The sequence below is a fragment of the Micromonospora sp. NPDC049645 genome, from assembly GCF_040675155.1.
Classification (GTDB): Bacteria; Actinomycetota; Actinomycetes; order Mycobacteriales; family Micromonosporaceae; genus Micromonospora.
The window spans coordinates 132,858-152,773 of sequence record NZ_JBFAOI010000004.1 but is presented as its reverse complement, the minus strand read 5'-3'; the positions used below and the strand labels follow the sequence as shown (position 1 = coordinate 152,773).

Here is a 19,916-nt window from a genome sequence, read left to right as displayed (position 1 = left end):
GACATCGTGTCCGACCTGCCCCTGATCCAAGCGGATCGCGCCGTGCCACCGCCGGCGACGACCACCTCCACGGGTGGTCGTCGCCGGCGGCTACGGCTCCTGTCCCGCACCGACCGCGTGGTCATCACGCTGATGGTGCTCGTCCCGCTGCTGCTCGTCACCGGCTTCGTCTGGTTGCCCGCGGCGGCCACCGTGCTGCTCTCCGGCACCAACTGGGACGGCATCGGCCCCCTCAACGAGATCGAGTTCGTCGGCGCACGCAACTACCGCGACGTGGTGAACATCTACCCGCCGTTCGTGCCGGCGATCCAGCACAACCTGCTCTGGCTGGCGGCGCTCTTCGTGGTCGCCACCCCGTTCGGCATGTTCCTGGCCGTGCTGCTCGACAAGGAGCTGCGCGGCAGCCGGTTCTACCAGACCGCGCTCTACCTGCCGGTGGTGCTCTCGCTGGCGCTCATCGGCTTCGTCTGGCAGCTGCTCTACTCCCGGGACCAGGGCCTGATCAACGCCGTGCTCGGCAGCAACATCGACTGGTACGGCGACTCGAACGTCAACATCTGGGCGGTCATGATCGCCTCCGGGTGGCGGCACGTCGGCTACATCATGCTGCTCTACCTGGCCGGCCTGAAGGGCGTCGATCCGTCGCTGCGTGAGGCCGCGGCGGTCGACGGCGCCTCGGAGAGCCGTACGTTCTTCCGGGTGGTGTTCCCGGTCATGCGACCCATCAACATCATCGTGCTGGTGGTGACCGTGATCGAGTCGCTGCGCGCGTTCGACCTGGTCTGGGTGGTCAACAAGGGCCGCAACGGGTTGGAGCTGATCTCCGCGCTGGTCACCCAGAACGTGGTGGGTGAGGCGAGCCGGATCGGGTTCGGCTCGGCCCTGGCGACGATCATGTTGGTCGTCTCGCTGGTCTTCATCACCATCTACCTGGCGACCGTGATGAGGGAGAACCGGCAATGAGCGTCGACGCCGCGGTCCGCCGCCGCAAGCTGACCCCGCTGCGGATGCTGCTGCACGGCTTCCTCATCGCCGTGTCGCTGGCCTGGCTCTTCCCGATCGCCTGGGCGGTGCTGACCTCGCTGCGTTCGTACGACTACACCGCCGCGAACGGCTACGTCTCGTTCGGCGGCTGGACCTTCGACAACTACGTCACCGCCTGGCGGACCGCGGACTTCGGCAAGCACTTCCTCAACTCGGTGTACATCACGCTGCCGGCGGTGCTGCTCACCCTCTTCCTCGCCTCCTGCGTGGCATTCGTCATCGCCCGGTTCAGTTGGAAGCTCAACCTCGTCCTGCTCGGAATCTTCACCGCGGCCAACCTGCTGCCCCAGCAGGCGCTGCTCATCCCACTGTTCCGGCTGTTCACCGAGGTCCCGCTGCCGGAGTTCATGAGCGACTCGGAGCTGCTCTACGACAGCTACTGGGGCCTGATCCTGATCAACGTGGCCTTCCAGTGCGGGTTCTGCGTCTTCGTCCTCAGCAACTACATGAAGGCGCTGCCGCGTGACCTGTACGAGGCGGCCATGGTCGACGGGGCGAGCATCTGGCGGCAGTACTGGCAGGTCACCATGCCGCTGTGCCGCCCGGCCCTGGCCGCGCTGGCGACGCTGGAGGTGACCTGGATCTACAACGAGTTCTTCTGGGCCACCGTCCTCATGCGTACCGGCGACAAGTTCCCGGTGACCAGCTCACTCAACAACCTGCGCGGTGAGTTCTTCACCGACAACAACCTGGTCTCGGCGGGCAGCGTACTCGTCGCGATCCCCACCCTGGTGATCTTCTTTATGCTCCAGCGGCACTTCGTTCGGGGCCTGACCTTGGGAGCCTCCAAAGGATGACCATCCTGCACCTGCGCCGCGCGCGGACCAGCCTGGTGCTCGACGCGCGCGGCCCGGGGCTGCCCCGGGTCGTGCACTGGGGCGGCGACGTCGGCGACCTCGACGACGACGGCCTGCGCCAGCTCACCGACGCGACCGTACCGCCCGTGGTGCCGAGCAGCTTCGACCAGCCGACGGTGCTGTCCCTGCTGCCGGAGGCGAGCGCCGGCTGGAGCGGCCGACCCGGGCTGGCCGGGCACCGCGACGGACGAGACTGGTCCACCTCCTTCCGCCTCGACGGGGTGGACGTGCGCGACCTCGGCCCCGACCCGAGCCGGCTGGCCGCGGGCGGGGAGTCGGTGGGCGTACTCCCCTGCGACGGTGGGCACGGCGGGCCCGGCGCGGCGCTGCTGACGGTGCGGGCCTCGGACCCGGCCGCCGGGTTGACCCTGACCACCGAGATCACGCTCGACCCGCACGGCCTGCTGACCGTCCGGCACCGGCTGCGCAACGACGGCGACAGCGGATACGAGCTGCGGGAACTGACGCCGGTGCTGCCGGTGCCGGCGGTCGCCACCGAACTGCTCGACCTGACCGGCCGGTGGTGTCGGGAGCGATCCCCGCAGCGGCACCCGTGGCAGCACGGCGCCTGGGTCCGCGAGGGTCGGCACGGGCGCACCGGGCACGACGCCACGCTGCTGCTGGTGGCCGGCACCACCGGGTTCGGCTTCGGCCACGGTGAGGTCTGGGCGGTGCACACCGCGTGGAGCGGCGACCACGTCACGTTCGCCGAGCGGCGGCCCACCGGCGAGTCGACCCTCGGTGGCGGCGAGCTGCTGGCCCCCGGGGAGGTCCGGCTCGGCCCCGGCGAGACGTACGAGACTCCCCTGCTCTACGCGGTCTGGTCCGACGCCGGGCTGGACGGCCTCAGCGACGTGCTGCACACGCATCTGCGGGCCCGACCCGGGCACCCGCGCTCCCCCCGCCCGGTGACCCTCAACGTCTGGGAGGCGGTCTACTTCGACCACGACCTGGACCGGCTGCGGGCGCTCGCCGACCGAGCCGCGCAGATCGGCGTGGAGCGGTTCGTGCTCGACGACGGCTGGTTCCGAGGCCGGCGCGACGACACCGCTGGGCTCGGCGACTGGTACGTCGACAAGGGCGTCTGGCCCGACGGCCTGCAACCTCTCATCGACCACGTGACCGGCCGGGGCCTCCAGTTCGGTCTCTGGGTCGAGCCGGAGATGGTCAACCCCGACTCGGACCTGTTCCGCGCGCACCCCGACTGGCTGCTCGCCGTGCCGGGGCGGCTGCCGCCGGCCTGGCGGCACCAGCAGGTGCTCGACCTGGGCCGCCCCGAGGCGTACGACTACGTGCGGGAACGCCTCGACACGCTGCTCACCGACCACCCGGGCATCCGGTACCTCAAGTGGGACCAGAACCGGGACCTCACCGAGGCCGGGCACCATGGCCGTCCCGGGGTGCACGGGCAGACCCTGGCGGTCTACCGGCTCCTCGACGAGTTGCGCGCTCGTCACCCGGGCGTGGAGATCGAGAGCTGCTCGTCGGGTGGGGCCCGGGTGGACCTGGCCATCCTGGCCCGCACCGACCGGGTCTGGGCCAGCGACTGCAACGACGCCCTGGAACGGCTCAGCATCCAGCGCTGGACCGGGCTGCTGCTGCCACCGGAGCTGATCGGCACGCACATCGGCCCGCACCGCTCGCACACCACCAACCGCGTCCACGACCTGCGTTTCCGGGCGGCGAGCGCGCTCTTCGGCCACCACGGCATCGAGTGGGACATCGCGTCGATCAGCGCCGCCGAGCAGACCGAGCTGGCCGCCTGGGTGACGCTGCACAAGCGGTTGCGCCCGCTGCTGCACGCCGGCCGGGTGGTCCGGGTCGACCACCCGGACCCGGCCGTCTGGGCGCACGGCGTGGTCGCGGGCGACAAGAGCCGGGCGGTGTACGCGGTGGCCCGGCTGACCACCTCCGTGACGCAGGTGCCCGGCGCGGTGCGGCTGCCCGGCCTCGACCCGGGCCGGCGGTACCGGGTGCGACGGGTGCCGGGCGTACCGGCCCCGGCGACCATCGAGCTGTCCCCGCCGACCTGGCTGGCCGGTGGCGGTGTCACCCTCAGCGGAGCGGCCCTGGCCCGGGTGGGTGTGCAACTGCCGGCGCTGCACCCGGAGCAGAGCCTGGTGCTGGAGGTCGACGCCGTCGACTGACAAGATTCTGGAGAATCTTCGGCCGGGGTGTCGAGAACGGCGGCGGCTGCTTCTACCTCAGGGTGAGAGCACCGACGAGGGTGCGCAGGTGTGAGGAGCCAACCATGAAGTACATGCTGCTGATGCAGTTCAGCGCCACCGGGACCGACTTCCCGAGCATCGACACCTGGACGCAGGACGAGGTCCGGGCGCACATCGCCTTCATGGGCGAGGTCAACGAGAAGCTCACCGCCGCCGGTGAGTGGGTCGACGCGCAGGGCCTCGGCGGCCCGCAGCAGGCTCGGATCGTCCGTGCCGGTGAGGGCGGGGCGCCGGTGGTCACCGAGGGGCCGTTCGCCGAGACGAAGGAGTTCCTCGCCGGCTTCTGGCTCGTCGACTGCGAGAGCCCGGAGCGGGCCGTCGAACTGGCCGCGTACATCTCCACCGCACCCGGCCCCGGCGGCCGGCCGCTGAACATGCCGATCGAGGTGCACCCGGTGATGTCCGCCCCACCGCAGGAGTTGTGAGGGCTGAACACCGATCCCCGCATCGAGGACCTGCTGCGCGAGTTGGCGCCGCAGGTCCTCGGCGTGCTCACCCGCCGTTTCGGTGATTTCACCACCGCCGAGGACGCGGTGCAGGAGGCGCTGCTGGCCGCCGCCACCCAGTGGCCGGCCGAGGGGCTGCCGGCCAACCCCCGGGGCTGGCTGATCCAGGTCGGTTACCGCCGGATGATCGAGCAGGTCCGCGGCGAGCAGGCCCGACGCCGCCGGGAGGACCTGGTCGCCCGCCAGGACCCCGACGACCGGCTGTACGCGCCGGCCGCGGACGAGGAGTTGACCGCCGAGCGGGACGACACCCTGGTCCTCCTGTTCCTCTGTTGCCACCCGGCGCTCGCACCGACGTCGGCGGTGGCGCTGACCCTGCGCGCGGTGGGTGGATTGAGCACCGCCGAGATCGCCCGCGCGTTCCTGGTGCCCGAGGCGACCATGGCGCAGCGGATCAGCCGGGCGAAGCAGCGCATCCGGGCATCCGGGTTACCGTTCCGGATGCCCGAGCCGGCCCAGCGGGCCGAACGGTTGACCGCCGTCCGGCAGGTGCTCTACCTGGTCTTCACCGAGGGGCACACCAGCACGGCGGGCCCCGACCTGCGCCGGATCGACCTCGCGGCGGAGGCGATCCGGTTGACCCGGGCGCTGCACACGCTGCTGCCGAACGACAGCGAATCGGCTGGGCTGCTGGCGTTGATGCTGCTCACCGAGGCACGCGGCCCGGCGCGGACCGGGCCCTCCGGTGAACTGATCTCACTGGCCGACCAGGACCGCGGCCGCTGGGACGCGGCGGCGATCGCCGAGGGCGTCGCCCTGGTCACCCGAGCCCTGCCCCGGGGGCCGGTCGGCCCGTACCAGGTGCAGGCCGCCATCGCCGCCCTGCACGACGAGGCGCCGAGCACCGAGCAGACCGACTGGCCGCAGATCCTGGCGCTCTACGAGGTGTTGGAACGCATGGCCGGCAGCCCGGTGGTGGCCCTCAACCGGGCGGTGGCGACGGCCATGGTGCACGGACCGGCCGCCGGCCTGGCCGCCCTCGACGCGCTGACCCACGACCCACAGCTGGCCGGACACCACCGGCTGGCCGCCGCCCGCGCCCACCTGCACGAGATGGCCGGTGACCGGGCGCGGGCCGTCGCCGACTACCGGGCCGCCGCCGCCCGCACGAGCAGCCGCCCCGAACAGCTCTACCTGACCATGCGGGCAGCCCGCCTGGCCACCGAGTCCGAGGGCGGCCCGCGCGGACGGCACGTCGACGGGCCGGACGGACGTCGGCATCGCCGGCACTAGCCTGGGCAGCGACGGGTTCGGCGACCACGAAGGACCGAGGGGACGCATGGCGTACGTGCTGCTGGGGATCGCCATTCTCGCCGAGGTGCTGGCGACCAGTCTGATCAAGAGCACCGTCGGGTTCAGTCGCCTCTGGCCGACGCTGGGCTGCCTCGGCGGTTACGCGCTGGCGTTCGTTCTGCTGGCCCAGGCCGTGAAGGAGATCCCGGTGGGGGTGGCGTACGCCCTCTGGTCGGGTCTGGGCACCGCGGCCATCGTGGCGATCGGGGCGGTGTTCCTGGGTGAGTCGGTGGGGTTCGTCAAGCTCACCGGCATCGCGCTGATCATCGCGGGGGTGGTCATCGTGAACCTGGTCGGGGAGCACTGAACGGCCCGGGTTGCGGTGGCCGGGCCCGGCGCGGGCCCGACCACCGGTCCGACGGTCAGCTCGCCGTGCAGCTCACCACCGGCGTGCTGTTGGTGCCGGTCCAACTGCCGAGGAAGCCGAAGCTGGCGCTGGCCCCGGCGGCCAGTCGACCGTTGTAGTCCGTGTTGCGGGCGGTCACCGTGGTGCCGCTGCTGGTGAGGGTCACGTTCCAGGACTGGGCGACGCGCTGGCCGTTGGCGAAGGTCCAGCCGGCGGTCCAGCCGGCGATCGCCCTCGCGCCGGCGGTCACCCGTACCTCACCCTGGAAGCCGCCCTGCCACTGGTTGGTCACCGTGTACGTCGCCGTGCACCCACCATTCGGCGGCGGGGTGGTCGGCGGGGGCGTCGTCGGCGGTGGGGTGGTCGGCGGTGGCGTCGTGGGCGGCGGGGTGCCACCGAAGACGCTTGCCTCGCGGGCGGTCTGCCGGATCCCGTTGACGCCGTTGAAGAGGCGCTGACCCCAGTCGGTCAGGCTCGCCGGGTTGAAGTTGGTGGCCAGGTCGAGATATTCGACGCCGCCGCCGTTTCCGCTCCACGACCAGCCCAGCCAGCCGATCCCGTTGGCCTGGCTGTAGGCGAGGATGGTGTCCTCGTCCGGGTTGCCGTCGGAGTGGTTGAAGCCGAACTCGCCGACCACGATCGGCAGTCCGGCGGCGCGGAACCGGCCCAGGTAGTCGCTGATCTCCGCTGCGGTGTCGAACACGCCGTACATGTGGATCGAGAAGACGGTGTTGCGCGCCGGGTCGGCGGCGAAGACCGACGCGGCGTTGTCGCGCATGGTGAACGACCAGTCCTGCCCCCAGTTCGGCGCGTCCACCATGATCGTGTGGGTCAACCCGCCGGCCCGCAGGCGCTTGATCGCGTTGGCGTTGTCGGTGGCCCAGGAGGCGTAGTTCTGGTTGCCGTACGGCTCGTTGCCGATGTTGACGATGACGTACCTCTCCTGGCCGGCGAGGACGTCGGCGAGGCTGAGCCAGTAGTCGACGGCGCGGGCGAGGGTGATCGCGCCGCTCTGCTCGCCGTAACCGGTGGTGTCGTGCACCTCCAGCACGCAGATCAGCCGGTTGGCCTTGCACAGCGAGATGACGTTGGCGACGTCGGCGTTGGTGTTGCGGGTCCACCGGTCGCCGCTGGAGAGGACCACCCGCACGGTGTTCGCGCCGAGCGCCTTGACGTCGGCGAACGAGCTGGTCTGCTGCGGGTACCAGGTGTGCGCGTGGTTGACGCCGCGCATGATGAATTCGGTGCCGTTGGCGTCGTACAACTTGCCGCCGGCGACGGAGAAACCAGCCGCGGCGTGTGCCGGCTGGCCGAACGCCAGCACGGTGACGAGCAACGTGAGCAGGGTCGCGCCGGCGGCGGAGAGTCGAGTCTTCATGGCCTTCCTCAGGGAGGACCCCCGGTGCCCGACAGGGGTGGAACGTGACAGGGAAGGCGGCTGCAGCCCCGGCAGCCGCGCCCGGCTCCCGGCGCACGCATCAGCGTAGGACGATGGACTGGTCCCCGCAACCGGTTCAGTTGTCGGGCCTGAGGCCCGGACAGCCGCAACGGCCCACGCGAACGCGGGCCGTCACGGGGCGGTCATCCCCACCACAGGATGTGCGCCACATCCGGCTCTTAACCGGTTAAGAGGGACGGTAGGCAGGCGGCCCGCAATCCGTCAAGCACCTTGGATGCCGAACCGGACGAGAGGGTTGACCGCCGTCCACCGGGGTATCCCGGGAACGATCCATCGGTGAGAGGGGAAACCAGGATGGTCAGCGTCGGCTACACCCTGATGAGCGAGCAGTCCGGGCCCAAGCAACTGGTGGACCACGCGATACGGGCCGAGGCCGCAGGTTTCGACCAACTGGTGGTCTCCGATCACTACTACCCCTGGCTGGACTCCCAGGGCCACTCCCCGTACGCCTGGTCGGTGCTCGGCGCGGTCGCCCACGCCACCTCCTGCGCGGAGCTGATGTCCTTCGTGACCTGCCCGATCCGCCGCTACCACCCGGCCGTGGTCGCGCAGAAGGCCAGCACGATCGGAGCGCTCTCGGACGGTCGGTTCACCCTCGGCCTGGGCGCCGGGGAGAACCTCAACGAGCACGTGGTCGGCGGTTGGCCGCACGTCCAGCAACGGCACGAGATGTTCGAGGAGGCGTTGCAGATCATCCGGCCGTTGCTCAACGGGGAGACGCTGACCTTCTCCGGCAATCACTTCGACGTGCCCGACGCCTACGTCTGGGACCGCCCGGAACAACCGGTGCCGATGGCCGTCGCCGCGTCCGGTCGACAGTCCGCGACACTGGCCGCCGAGTACGGCAACGGCCTCATCTCCACCGAGCCCGACCGGCACATCATCGAGATGTACGACGACGCCGGAGGCGCCGGCCAGCCCCGCTACGGCCAGGTGGCGATCTGCTACGGCCCCGACGAGGCCGAGTGCCGCAAGATCGTGCACGACCAGTTCCGCTGGTTCGGGATGGGTTGGAAGGTCAACGCCGACCTGCCCGGCCCGGAGTCCTTCGCCGCCGCCACCCAGTTCGTTCGCGAGGAGGACGTCGCGGAGGGCATCTCCTGCGGCCCCGACGTGGACGCGCACGTCGAGGCGTTCCGCAAGTTCGTCGACGCCGGCTTCACCCACGTGGCGATCATCCAGGTCGGTGGGGAAACCCAGCCGATGTTCCTGGACTGGGCGCAGGAGCAACTGCTGCCCCGACTGCGCCAGCTGTGAGTCGTGCGGCGACCCAGCGGTCGCGCAGGTCAGCCCGACCGGCTCGTACCGGCCGATTCGGGCTGGCCGAGCTGCGGGTCGGCATGGCCGCGCCCCGGCCGGCCGCCGGCCTCAGCAGCGAGTGGCGGCTCGTCGGCGGGCTGCGTACGCACACCCGCCGCGCGGTCGGCCCGGACACCGGGGCGCCGCCCGTGGTGCTGGTGCACGGCCTCGCGGTCTCGCACCGGTATCTCACCCCGCTGGCCGTCGCGCTCTCCACCACCCATCCGGTGTACGTGCCGGACCTGCCCGGCTTCGGGCTGACCGAACGCCCCCGGGGCGCGTACGACGTCCATCGGCACGCCGCGCACCTGGCCGCCTGGCTGGCCGCGTACCGCTTGCCGCCGGTCTGCCTGCTCGGGCACTCGTTCGGCGCCGAGGTGGCAGCCGCGCTCGCCGGGACCCACCCGAAGGCGGTACGCGCGCTGGTGCTGGCCGGGCCGACAAGCGATCCGGTCGCCCGGTCCCGTCGGGCCCAGCTCGGCCGGTGGCTGGTGGACAGTGCCCGCGAGGCACCGCTACAGGCGCCGGTCCTGGCGCGGGACGTCTGGAACGCCAGGCCCTGGCGGGTCTTCGCGACGCTGTCGCACTCGGTGCGCAACGCCATCGAGGCGAATCTGGTCCGGGTCACCGCGCCGACCCTCGTCCTGACCGGTGGACGCGACCCGATCGCCCCGGCACCGTGGCGGGACCAGGTGGCCCGGCTGGTGCCGGACGCCAACCTGGTGGTCGTTCCTGGCGCTCCACACAACGTGGCGACGACCAATCCGGTCGCGGTCGCGGACGCGATCCGGCACCTGCTCGCCCCTCATCCCGCACTCACGGACAGGTGAACATCATGCGCTTCGGCAACACGGAGATCCGCCCGCTCGGCGGTGGCCTCGGCTGCCTCCTGATGATCCTCTTCTCGATCGTGGCATCGGTCGTGCTGACCGTCCTACTCAACCTGGTGCTCTGAGGCGCAGCCGCTCTCACGCGCAGCCGGTGCGGTCAGCGGCGCAGGCCCAGAGCGCTGAGCACCTCCCGGGAGGCCAGCCGGGCCGGGTCGAGCACCGAGCGGCGGGTCCAGCGGGCCGCGGGTGTGACGGTGGCCCGCCACGCCGTCCGGACGCCCCGCGCCACCGGCACGACCGTCACCGACCAGACCCACCGGACTCCCCGCAGCACCGGGCGTACGGTGTGCTGCCACAGCCAGCGCACACCCCACCCCAGCGGGCGCAGCAGCAGTCGGTAGAGCAGGCGCAACACCCGACCGGCCGTCCGCCACGCGCCGACCACCGCGGCGACGACCAGCCGACCGAACCCCGCCACGAGCCACCAGATCCCGCGCAGCAACCCGACGATCGCGGCGCTCAGCGCCCGGCCCAGCACACCGACGACGCGCCGCAGCAGCCGCCCGGTGGGCGCGAGCGCCGCGCCCAGCCATCGCAGTGGACGCAGGAGCAGGTGCTCGGCGAGCCAGACCAGTACGCGTCCCAGGCCAACGAGCGGCGGCCGTAGCCCTCGGCGGGCCAACCAGACCAGCGGGGACCAGACCACTGTGCGGGCTGCCCAGGCGAGGGCGTACGCCAGCCACACCAGCGGCAGCCAGACCAGGGTGCGGGCCACCCACGCGACACCACGCCCCAACCACACCAGCGAACGCCAGACCAGCGCGCGAGCCACCCAGGCGAGGCCCCGCGCCAGCCACACCAGCGGAAGCCACACCAGCGTGCGAGCCACCCAGGTCAGCGGAAGCCACAGCAGGTGGCGGGCGCACCAGACCAGTGGGAGCCAGAGCAGTCGGTGCAGGGCCCAGGCCAGCGGGGTCAGCACCCAGCGGCGCAGGAACCGACCCGCCGGGCGGAGCAAATGCCGGTGCAGCAGCCCGCCGGCAGCCGCGATCAGCTCCCAGAGCAGGCGTACCGGAAGGACCACGACCAGCGCCACGCCGCGCGCGACGGCCGCGACGAGCGGAGGCGCGGCGGCGGCCGGCTCCACCGTGACCGAGGTCTCCGGATCGCGCGCCCGACGGGCCTCCGGAAGCGGCGAGGGGAGGGTGGAACGGTCGGTCACGGTGGCACGGTAGCCGGCGGGTGCCACACCGTGGGGGCGCCGGCAGCGCCACGCCGACCGGCGGCCTCAGCCGGCGGACAACTCCAGCGTGGCGAGCAGCGGATAGTGGTCGGAGGCCGTGGCCGCCGTGCCGTCACGGATCACCCGGCAGTCGCGGACCCGCTGCGCCACCGCGCTACTGCCGAGCAGGTAGTCCAGCCGCATCCCGGCGAACTCGGCCCCGCCGAGCAGGGTGGGCACGGTGTGGCCGGTGGGCTCCGGTGCGTCGGCGTTGCGCGCTGGCCAGAGGTCGACCAGGCCGGCGGCGAGCAGCCGGGCGATCGCGCGGGTGTCCACCGCGTCCCCGGAGCGACGCAGGTGCCGTCGCCGATACAGGGTGGGCATGGTGGCCAGGCGTGCGGTGTGGTCGACGCTCGGGTCCAGCGAGTTGAGGTCACCGGTGACCAGCGTCAGCGGCCCCGGGGCGCGTCGCACCGCGGCGAGCAGCCAGTCCACCTCCATCCGCCGCCGGCCCCCCGAGTACGGGTAGAGGTGGGTGCCGAGCACGGTGAACGGGCCGGCGGACGTGGCCACCACGACGCGGGCCGCGGCGTGGTGGAACGGCCGGCGCACCGGCCCCGCGTCGACGACCCGGTACGGCGGTCGGACCAGCACCGCCGCCGGCTGCCCGAAACAGGAGCGGGCCAGGTGCGGTGTCATCCCCACCCGGCCCGCCACGGTGGCCATCAGCCCGTCGCGGTCGAAGCCGCGCAACTCCTGGAGGGCCAGCACGTCCGGGGCCTGCTCGTCGACGACCTGGGCCACCTGGTCCAACCGGTCACGTCCGCCGCGATCCCGGCCGCCGGTGCGGATGTTCCAGGTCATCACCCGCAGCACGACGGCATCGCCTAGTCGGCTCGGCCGGCCCGCGCCAGCTCGTCGTCGAGGGTGTCCACGTCCTCCGACTCGATGGCCGGTCGGTTGCCTTCCTTCAGGTCCTCATTCGGGCGGATCACGAGGTAGAGCAGCCCGATCCAGAGCGCGGAGAGCAGGATCGCGCCCATGAAGTCGGTCGGGTGGTGCATTCCCCGGTACATCCGGGAGGTCGCCACCCCGACCGGCATGAGCACGGCCAGCGCCACGAAGATCCAACGCCACCACCGGTCGGTACGCGGGAACACGATGAGGGTGATCGCCAGCCAGACGCAGATCGTGGCGGCGATGTGCCCGGACGGGAACGACGAGGTGGGCATCTGCCCGTCCAGGTTCTCCACCGGCGGACGCGGCCGGTCGACCGCGCGGGCCGACGCGAGGAAGAGGGTCAGCTCCCCCACCATCGCCAGCGCCACGAAGAGCACCGGTCGCCAGCGCCGCCACACCGCCAGCACCAGTGGGCAGAACACCAGCGAGATCAGCAGGATGGCGTGGGTGTCACCGAACTTGCTCCACCACCAGCTGACCTCGGTCAGCACCTCGGTGTGCCGCTCGGCGAACCAGCGCGGCACCTCGGTGTCCAGGGTCTCGAAGAAGGTGCCCTTGGCGTGGTAGCTGACGTACGTGCCGAACGCGTACAGCGCGCCGAACACGAGCACCCAGCCGACCAGCAGTTCGGCCACCGCCGAACGGGGGTGGGCCAACACGTGCTCCTCGGCCGGGGCGGGGGCGATGTCGTGCCCCGCCTCCGGCTCCAGGCCCTCGGTCAGCGGCGGCACCGGCCGGCCCCGCTCCCGCCGCCACAGCCGGAAGGCGTACGCGGTGACGCCCAGCCAGGCGGCCCCGAGCAGCCAGGCGGCCAGCACGTCGGAGACGAAGTGCACGCCCAGCGCGATCCGGGTCAGCCCGACCAGTGCCACCAGCACGCCGACTCCGACGATTGCCGGTTTGCGCCAGCGGGGCGCCATCGCCGGCAGGAACACCAGCAGCAGCGCCCCGTACGCGACGAACGAGCCGAGCGCGTGCCCGCTCGGGAAGCTGTTGCCCGGCGCGCTGGCGATCGGCACGTCCACCACCGGGCGGAGCCGGCCGACCAGCGTCTTCAGCGACGGGTCGAGGATCAGGCCACCGACCCCCGTGATGATCAGGTAGACGGCGAGCCGGGGCTGCCGCCGGATCAGCAGCCCGACCACGGCGATGGTGACCAGCCAGATGAGGATCGGCCGGCCACCCAGGTCGGTCACCGCCTGGAGCACGGTGACCAGCGCGTGGTGCGGGGCGACGAGCCCGTTGAACCACTCGGCGAGCGCGTGGTCGGCCTCCTGCAGAGGGCTCCACCGCACCCGGACGAGCAACAGCAGCAACCCGAAGGCCACCCCGGCGCCGGTGACGGCCACCAGACCGGCAATGCTCCGTTCGGCGAAGTGCCCGACCGGACGGTGCGCCACCTCTTTGACCGCGGTCACCCCGCACCTCCCTTATCTGTCTGGCGAGGCGCTTTACCCGATCCGCGTCGGTCGTACACGCCGGCCCCCGCTAGAGCGCCGACATGTCCCCGGTGTCGTACAGCTCGGCGCGGTCCGGGTCGGGCTCCCACAGGTCCGGTTGGGCAGGCTCCTGCACCCCGATGCGCAGTGCCTCCAGTTGGGCCGCGAAGGCCAGCCCACCGAAGAGCGCCATCCCGGTCAGGTTGGCCCAGAGCAGCAGCGCCATCATGCCGGTCAGGGCGCCGTAGGTCTGCCCGAAACCGTCACTGAACCGCACGTACGCGGCGAGCAGCAGGCTGGCCAGCCACCACAGCGCCGTGGCGATGCCGGCACCGAACAGCAGCCAGGACAGGCCGGGCTGGTTGCGCCGCGGCGCGTGCCGGAACAACACGGCGACGGCCACGACGGTCAGCCCGAGGCTCAGCGGGAAGCGGACCACGTCCCAGATGACGTTGGCGACCGCGCCCCACTCGTAGTGGGTGCGCACGGAGTCGCCCATCGCGCCGCCGCCGACCAGGATCAGGAAGCCGGCCAGCGCGGGCAGGCCGGCGGTGACGGCCAACACGGCGGCGCGTAGGTATTTCCGCAGCGCCGGACGGTCCCGTTCGACGCCGTAGATGCGGTTGGCGCCCCGCTCGATCTGGGCCATGGTGGTGGTCAGCGCGAACAGGCCGGTGAGCAGACCGAGGGTGAGTGCCAGCTCGCCCGCGTCCTCGACGCGTTCGCCCTCGCCGAGCAGCTCGGCGACCATCTGTGCGCTCTGGCCGGGGGTGAGCGCCAGAACGGTGTCGGCGACCACCTGGCCGCCCTCCTCGACGCCCAGCTCACTGATCAGACCGGTGAGGGCGATCAGGAACGGCACCACGGCGAGGCAGAGTTGCAGCGCGAACGCCCGGGAGTGGCTGAAGCCGTCTCCGTAGCGGAACCGGATGAACGCGTCGCGCAGCAGGTGCCAGCCGCCCTGCCGGCGCAGGGTGTGCCAGGCGTCGTCGGCGGACAGCTCCTCGTCGGCCATCAGCCGGGTCTCCGGCACGATCCGGGTGCTACTCACGGCGCGCTTCCTCGATGAGCTGCTCGCCCCGCTCCCCGGCGCCCTGCGCGTCGACGGCCAGGTCGGGGGCGTCCTCGGGCTGGGGGACGCAGAGCCAGAGCGCCTCGGGGCGGATCTCCGCCCGCAGTTGCCGGCCCGGGGAGATCAGGTCGCCGTCCAACTCCCGAGGCTGCGCCCGGTTGCTGGTGACCACCACGCGCTTGCCCCGGAACACCTCCATCTGCGGCACCTGGCCGTTGCGGCGGATCACCGCCCAGCCGAGCGCGAGCCAGTGCCGCAGGTTGCGCGGGGTGAGCACGGCGACATCCAGCCAGCCGTCGTCCGGCTCGGCCTCGGTCAGCAGGGTGACGCCACCCTGCAACCGGCCGACGTTGGCGATCAGGACGGAACGGGCCCGGCGGCGCACCGGCGGCCGGTCGTCGACGCGGATCTGCACCCGCATCGGCCGGTCCCGTAGGTGGCGGGCGGCACCCATCACGTACGCCGGCCAGCCGATGCGGGCCTTGGTGGTCTCCGAGGTGGCGGCGAGCATCTGGGCGTCGAAGCCCATGCCGGCCATCACGGTGAAGTACTGGTCTTCGACGGCGCCGACGTCGAGCAGCCGTCGACCGCGTTCGACGGCGACCTGTAGCCCGGCGGCCAGGTCGGTGGAGAGCCCCAGGTTCGCGGCGAGCAGGTTGCCGGTGCCCTGCGGCAGCACGGCGAGGGCCACGTCGGTGCCGACCAGCCCACTGACGCAGGACATCACGGTGCCGTCGCCGCCGCAGGCGAAGACCAGGTCGACGCCGGCCTTGACGGCCTGCTCGGTCTGACCGCGACCGGGGTCGTCGACGGTCGTCTCGTACCACTGCGGCGCGGGCCAACCGGCCGCGGTCAGGGCGTCGTCGACGGTACGGCGCAACTCGTCGAGATCGTCGACCTTCACCGGGTTGACCACCACGGCGGAGCGCAGCCCGCCGTCGCCGCCCGAGGGCCGCCTGTCCTGTCCAGCATCCACGGCGCCAGTGTGCAGCACCCGGACGGCTTCAGCGACCCGGCGACCGGCCCGCGTCGGAAGTGCCACAGACAGGTTTCAACCCTGCCCCACCCCGTCAGGCCGCCGCCCGCAGGGCCAGCTCCACCCGTCGGCGCAGATCGTCGAGGTCGACCCCGGACTCGGTGAGCACCAGGGCGCCCAGCCCCTGCCCCTCCCGGAGCACCCCGAGCAGGATGTGCTCGGTGCCGATGTGCCGGTGGCGCAGGCGCAGGGCCTCCCGCAGGGACAGCTCCAGCGCCTTCTTCGAGCGGGGCGAGAACGGGCCGCCGAGGTATCGCCGACGCCCCCAGCGGCGGCGTGGCGCCGGCACGGCCTCGCGCAGCGCGTCCGGGCCGAAGGACTGCTCGATGCGGGCCACGATCGCGGCCAGGTCGATGCCGATCTCCCGCAGGGCCGCGGCGTCCGCGTCGCCGAGGCCGGCGCCGCCACCGGTGGTGTGCCGGCGGACGCGCTCGCGCAGGTCGTCGGCGCGCACCCCGGCGTCGGTGAGCACCCGGCTGGCCAGGCCGGCGTCGTCGGCGAGCAGGGCGAGCAGCAGGTGCTCGGTGCCGACCGGCCGTTGGCCCTCGGCCCGTGCCTCCTCCAGCGCCCGTCGCACCACGTCGCGCGCCCGGTCGGTGAACCGTTCGAACATCACGCCTCCCAGGATGAGTTGACCGCCGGTCGCCCGGCGTGCTTCTTGTGCACCGCCTGCCGACTGACCTCGAGCGTGTCGGCGATCTCCTGCCAGGACCAGCCCTGTCGTCGGGCGTTGTCCACCTGGACCACCTCAAGCCGTTCGAGCAGCCGGCGCAGCGCGCGGACGGCACGCAGCCCGACCCGGGGGTCGGTGCTGCCGGCTGCCGCCGCGAGTTCTGTCGCCTGACTCATGGCGTCAACATACGTTGACAGCGTCCGCCGTGTCAACCTTGGTTGACGTCGCCCGGCGGCAGCCGATCCGACCCGCCGCCGTGTCCGTCGGACTACCCTCGGTCAGGGACAGCTTGGTCGTGCCGGGCGCGACGCCCGGGAGGTGATATCGGATGGCCGCACCCACCGACGCGGCGGTGCTGGTCGGCCTCGGGTCGGCACGCGACCTTCCGGTCGTCGAGCAGGCCGCGCAGGAGGCCGCCGGACACGGCCGGCCACTGCACGTGCTGCACACCTTCGACTGGCGGGCGGCCTTCGCCGCGGACACCGTCGCCGCCCCTCGCGACCAGGCCGAAGAGCTGATCACCAGCGCCGCCCAGCTCGCCCACCAGACCGAGCCGGGGCTGACCGTACGCGGGGAGATCGTGGAGAGCGCCCTGCTGCCCACCCTCATCCGCCGCTCGGAGTCCGCCTTCCTACTGGCCGTCGGCGACAGCGGGATGGTGGGCAGCGGCCAGTGCGTTCCGGCCGAGACGACCGCCGTGCAGTTGGCCGCCCGGGCCGGCTGCCCCCTGCTGGTGGTCCGGCGTGAGCCGCCGCCACAGGGCCCGGTGCTGGTGGGCGTGGACGGCTCGCCCAGCTCACACCTCGCCCTGCAGTGGGCCGTGCAGTGCACGGCCCGCCGGGCCACCCGCCTGCTGGCGCTGCGGGTGGTGGAGTACGACGAGGACACCGACGCGGTCACCGAGCAGCTCAGCGAGGCACTGGCCCGGCACACCGACCGACACGGGGCGGTGCCGACCGAGTGTCGGGTGGTGCGTGGCGACCCCGCCGAGGTGCTGATCGACACGTCCCGCACCGCACAGTTGGCGCTGGTCGCCGCCCGCGGCGACGAACCGGGTCGGGCCATGCTGGGCGCGGTCGCGCAGTCCCTGCTCTACCACTCCCCGGCCCCGGTCGTCATCGTCCGCGGTCTGGCCGAGGCGCCGCTGACCGGGCCGGGTGCCCGCCCGGTGCCGGACCAGCGACCCTGACCCGGGGCGTCGGCGGCCGCGAGGTCGGACGCCGCAGACCCCACTCCTACCCGCGAGAGGCAGCATGATGGACACCGCTCTCGACGTGCAACGCGCCCTCACCGACGACGAGCTGCGCCGGCTGGACGCCTACTGGCGCGCCGCGAACTACCTCACCGTCGGGCAGATCTATCTACTGGACAATCCGCTGCTGCGCGATTCGCTGACCCCCGACGACATCAAACCCCGGCTGCTGGGGCACTGGGGCACCAGCCCCGGCCTCAACCTGATCTACGCCCACCTGAACCGGGTGATCGTCACGCGCGACCTCAACGCCATGCTGGTCACCGGCCCCGGGCACGGCGGCCCGGCCATCGTCGCCAACACCTGGCTGGAGGGCACCTGGTCGGAGCGCTACCACGACGTGGCCCGCGACGAGGTCGGGATGTCCCGGCTCTTCCGCCAGTTCTCCTTCCCGGGCGGCATCCCCAGCCACGTGGCGGCGGACGTGCCGGGCTCGATCCACGAGGGCGGCGAGCTGGGGTACGCGTTGAGCCACGCCTACGGCGCCGCGTTCGACCACCCGGACCTGCTGGTGGCCTGCGTGATCGGCGACGGCGAAGCGGAGACCGGGCCGCTGGCCGGTAGCTGGCTCTCCACCGTGTTCCTGAACCCGGCGCGCGACGGCGCGGTGTTGCCCATCCTGCACCTCAACGGCTACAAGATCGCCAACCCGACCGTGTTGTCCCGGATCCCCGAGACCGACCTGCTCGACCTCCTGCGCGGGTCGGGCTACCAGCCGTACGTGGTGGCCGGCGACGAGCCCGCCCAGGTGCATCGCACCCTCGCGGCGACGCTGGACCGCGTGCTGGACGAAATCGCCGACATCCAACGGCGGGCCCGCTCCGGCGGGGTCGTCGAACGCCCTCGTTGGCCGATGATCGTCCTGCGCACGCCGAAGGGGTGGACCGGCCCGCGCGAGGTCGACGGTGCCCAGGTGGAGGGCACCTACCGCGCCCACCAGGTGCCACTGTCGGGCGTTCGCGACAACCCGGCGCACCGGGCCGAGCTGGAGCGCTGGCTGCGCAGCTACCGACCGGAGGAGCTGTTCGACGCGACCGGCGCTCCGGTGGACGAGCTGCTGACCCTGCCACCGCGCGGTGACCGGCGGATGAGCGCCAACCCGGTCACCAACGGCGGCCTGGTGCTGCGCGACCTGGCCCTGCCGGACTTCCGCGACTACGGGGTGGAGGTCCCCGAACCGGGCGAGCCGATCGCCGGCGCGACCGGGGTGCTCGGCCCGTGGATCCGCGACGTCATCAGCGCGAACCCGCAGACGTTCCGGTTGTTCGGCCCGGACGAGGTCGCGTCGAACCGGCTCGGCGCCGCCTTCGAGGCGACCGACCGGGCGTGGGTGGCCGCCACCGTGCCGGGCGACGACCACCTCTCCCCGGACGGGCGGGTCATGGAGGTGCTCTCCGAGCACCTGTGCCAGGGCTGGTTGGAGGGCTACCTGCTGACCGGCCGGCACGGCGTGTTCACCAGCTACGAGGCGTTCATCCACATCGTCGACTCGATGCTCAACCAGCACGCCAAGTGGCTGAAGGTGACCCGGGCCATCCCGTGGCGACAGCCGATCGCCTCGCTGAACTACCTGCTGTCCAGCCACGTCTGGCGCCAGGACCACAACGGCTTCTCCCACCAGGACCCGGGTTTCATCGACCACGTGGTCAACAAGAAGGCCGAGGTGGTGCGCGTCTACCTGCCGCCGGACGCCAACACGCTGCTCGCCACGATGGACCACTGCCTGCGCAGCCGGCACTACATCAACGTGGTGGTGGCCGGTAAGCAGGCCGCGCCGAACTGGCTGACGATGACCGAGGCGATCCAGCACACCCGCCGTGGCCTGGGCATCTGGGAGTGGGCCAGCAACGACGGCGGCACCGAGCCGGACGTGGTGCTCGCCTGCTGCGGAGACGTGCCCACCCTGGAGACGTTGGCCGCCGTCGAGTTGCTGCGCCAGAACCTCCCTGAGCTGAAGGTGCGGCTGGTCAACGTGGTCGACCTGATGCGGCTCCAGCCGGACACCGAGCATCCGCACGGCCTGACCGACAACGAGTTCGACACCATCTTCACCCGGGACCGGCCGATCATCTTCGCGTACCACGGTTACCCGTGGCTGATCCACCGACTCACCTACCGGCGCAGCAACCACCGGAACCTGCACGTGCGCGGGTACAAGGAGGAGGGCACCACCACCACGCCGTTCGACATGGTGATGCTCAACGACCTGGACCGGTTCCACCTGGTCATCGACGTCATCGACCGGGTGCCCGGGTTGGCCTCCCGCGCCGCGCACCTGCGTCAACGGATGGTCGACGCCCGGCAGGCTGCCCGCGACTACACCCGCCAGTACGGCGAGGACGACCCCCAGGTCGCCGAGTGGCGCTGGATCCGCGAAACCGACCCGACCACCCCCTGAAG

Annotated in this window: 18 protein-coding genes; 10 read left to right on the top strand and 8 right to left on the bottom strand. The window is 72.1% G+C overall.

Annotated features, from left to right (window positions below):
* The first annotated feature begins 6 nt into the window (after positions 1 to 6).
* From AB0J33_RS12285 to AB0J33_RS12260, 6 genes are all read left to right on the top strand, one after another.
* A complete protein-coding gene (locus tag AB0J33_RS12285; RefSeq protein WP_363612659.1) occupies positions 7 to 963 on the top strand; it encodes a sugar ABC transporter permease in 957 nt (318 codons plus the stop codon).
* Entirely contained in the window at positions 960 to 1,841 is an 882-nt protein-coding gene (locus AB0J33_RS12280; protein WP_363612657.1) for a carbohydrate ABC transporter permease, read from the top strand. Before AB0J33_RS12285 ends, AB0J33_RS12280 begins: the two co-directional genes overlap by 4 nt.
* Complete coding sequence (locus tag AB0J33_RS12275) at positions 1,838 to 4,048, top strand: alpha-galactosidase (RefSeq protein WP_363612655.1); 2,211 nt, start codon at positions 1,838 to 1,840, stop codon at positions 4,046 to 4,048. Before AB0J33_RS12280 ends, AB0J33_RS12275 begins: the two co-directional genes overlap by 4 nt.
* Positions 4,049 to 4,152: 104 nt before the next feature.
* Entirely contained in the window at positions 4,153 to 4,554 is a 402-nt protein-coding gene (locus tag AB0J33_RS12270; protein ID WP_363612653.1) for a YciI family protein, read from the top strand.
* Positions 4,555 to 4,557: 3 nt separating this feature from the next.
* A complete protein-coding gene (locus AB0J33_RS12265; protein ID WP_363613198.1) occupies positions 4,558 to 5,868 on the top strand; it encodes a sigma-70 family RNA polymerase sigma factor in 1,311 nt (436 codons plus the stop codon).
* 46 nt (positions 5,869 to 5,914) lie between these two features.
* Entirely contained in the window at positions 5,915 to 6,235 is a 321-nt protein-coding gene (locus AB0J33_RS12260; protein ID WP_363612651.1) for a multidrug efflux SMR transporter, read from the top strand.
* A gap of 55 nt (positions 6,236 to 6,290) precedes the next feature.
* On the opposite strand, the gene AB0J33_RS12255 is transcribed toward AB0J33_RS12260, so the two are convergent.
* Positions 6,291 to 7,652 carry a cellulase family glycosylhydrolase gene (locus AB0J33_RS12255; protein WP_363612650.1) on the bottom strand — a complete coding sequence of 454 codons (1,362 nt, stop codon included), beginning with the start codon at positions 7,650 to 7,652 and terminating at the stop codon, positions 6,291 to 6,293.
* Between the two features lie 375 nt (positions 7,653 to 8,027).
* Between AB0J33_RS12255 and AB0J33_RS12250 the strand changes: the two genes are divergently transcribed.
* A complete protein-coding gene (locus tag AB0J33_RS12250; protein WP_363613196.1) occupies positions 8,028 to 8,990 on the top strand; it encodes a TIGR03557 family F420-dependent LLM class oxidoreductase in 963 nt (320 codons plus the stop codon).
* A complete protein-coding gene (locus tag AB0J33_RS12245) occupies positions 8,987 to 9,862 on the top strand; it encodes an alpha/beta fold hydrolase (RefSeq protein ID WP_363612648.1) in 876 nt (291 codons plus the stop codon). Before AB0J33_RS12250 ends, AB0J33_RS12245 begins: the two co-directional genes overlap by 4 nt.
* A 157-nt stretch (positions 9,863 to 10,019) precedes the next feature.
* On the opposite strand, the gene AB0J33_RS12240 is transcribed toward AB0J33_RS12245, so the two are convergent.
* From AB0J33_RS12240 to AB0J33_RS12210, 7 genes are all read right to left on the bottom strand, one after another.
* Positions 10,020 to 11,084 (bottom strand): hypothetical protein, encoded by a 1,065-nt coding sequence (locus tag AB0J33_RS12240; RefSeq protein WP_363612646.1) that lies wholly within the window; start codon positions 11,082 to 11,084, stop codon positions 10,020 to 10,022.
* Positions 11,085 to 11,150: 66 nt separating this feature from the next.
* Complete coding sequence (locus tag AB0J33_RS12235; RefSeq protein WP_363612643.1) at positions 11,151 to 11,960, bottom strand: endonuclease/exonuclease/phosphatase family protein; 810 nt, start codon at positions 11,958 to 11,960, stop codon at positions 11,151 to 11,153.
* Between the two features lie 11 nt (positions 11,961 to 11,971).
* Positions 11,972 to 13,462 (bottom strand): phosphatase PAP2 family protein, encoded by a 1,491-nt coding sequence (locus tag AB0J33_RS12230; RefSeq protein WP_363612641.1) that lies wholly within the window; start codon positions 13,460 to 13,462, stop codon positions 11,972 to 11,974.
* Positions 13,463 to 13,532: 70 nt separating this feature from the next.
* Positions 13,533 to 14,534 carry a YihY/virulence factor BrkB family protein gene (locus AB0J33_RS12225; protein WP_363612639.1) on the bottom strand — a complete coding sequence of 334 codons (1,002 nt, stop codon included), beginning with the start codon at positions 14,532 to 14,534 and terminating at the stop codon, positions 13,533 to 13,535.
* Positions 14,527 to 15,531 carry a diacylglycerol kinase family protein gene (locus AB0J33_RS12220; protein WP_363612637.1) on the bottom strand — a complete coding sequence of 335 codons (1,005 nt, stop codon included), beginning with the start codon at positions 15,529 to 15,531 and terminating at the stop codon, positions 14,527 to 14,529. Before AB0J33_RS12220 ends, AB0J33_RS12225 begins: the two co-directional genes overlap by 8 nt.
* 94 nt (positions 15,532 to 15,625) lie before the next feature.
* Entirely contained in the window at positions 15,626 to 16,204 is a 579-nt protein-coding gene (locus AB0J33_RS12215) for a Clp protease N-terminal domain-containing protein (protein ID WP_363612634.1), read from the bottom strand.
* Entirely contained in the window at positions 16,204 to 16,440 is a 237-nt protein-coding gene (locus tag AB0J33_RS12210) for an HTH domain-containing protein (RefSeq protein WP_030336062.1), read from the bottom strand. The genes AB0J33_RS12215 and AB0J33_RS12210 overlap by 1 nt, the downstream gene beginning before the upstream one ends.
* Positions 16,441 to 16,592: 152 nt before the next feature.
* Here AB0J33_RS12210 and AB0J33_RS12205 point away from each other — a divergent pair, with 152 nt between their 5' ends.
* Both AB0J33_RS12205 and AB0J33_RS12200 read left to right on the top strand, forming a co-directional pair.
* Complete coding sequence (locus AB0J33_RS12205; RefSeq protein ID WP_363612632.1) at positions 16,593 to 17,453, top strand: universal stress protein; 861 nt, start codon at positions 16,593 to 16,595, stop codon at positions 17,451 to 17,453.
* A gap of 67 nt (positions 17,454 to 17,520) precedes the next feature.
* Complete coding sequence (locus tag AB0J33_RS12200) at positions 17,521 to 19,914, top strand: phosphoketolase family protein (protein WP_363613194.1); 2,394 nt, start codon at positions 17,521 to 17,523, stop codon at positions 19,912 to 19,914.
* The last annotated feature ends 2 nt before the right edge of the window (positions 19,915 to 19,916 follow it).